Annotated in this window: 1 pseudogene; it reads right to left on the reverse strand. The window is 44.4% G+C overall.

The window, feature by feature from the left end:
- Positions 1–602 (reverse strand): annotated as a pseudogene (locus tag R7Z47_RS25740) (hybrid sensor histidine kinase/response regulator); the annotation flags it as partial.

Below are 602 nucleotides of genomic sequence, written 5' to 3' on the forward strand. Positions count from 1 at the left end.
CGCTCTTGATTCCAAATTACGTTGATAACGGGGTGAGCTGAAAAGGCCAAGCAGTTTATCGACATGCGCATAAGATGCCCCCAAATGCAAAAATGCATCTAGATTTTGCTGCTGACGATCAATGGTTTGAAAAAAAACGCTTTGGTTCAGCTTCGCATCTGGATCCATCACTAAACGGTAGGTCAGCCAAGCCTCTTTTTGCGTCCAATAAGATAATTGAGCAAGGTAAGCAATAAAGTTCTGCATGGCGTGCCCATCGCTATTTCCATACAGCTGATAGTTTTGTAGCAAGGAAAGCGACATTTCTTGCAACAACTGAAACGCCCAATCACCCACTTCATCCGTGTTGGTAAGATCCCCAGACACCATACCAAGCATCGCTTCTTTTAAATCATCGGCGTACTCGGAAGTGTGTGGATTAGTGGAAAATTTATGATGCATGGAGAGCACCACATTGTTTTGGACATCCACTTCGATGCTTAAAGGCGTTTCCTGACCGTATTGGCGTCTGTCTTTTTCCATGCTGTAGATAAAGTGCGAAGCCTGAGATATCAGCTGGAATCCCTGTATGTTGCTTACGGTTTGATTAAGGTGATCGACTC

The organism is Vibrio sp. 1641 (genome assembly GCF_033339995.1).
In the GTDB taxonomy this organism is placed as follows: Bacteria; Pseudomonadota; Gammaproteobacteria; order Enterobacterales; family Vibrionaceae; genus Vibrio; species Vibrio alginolyticus.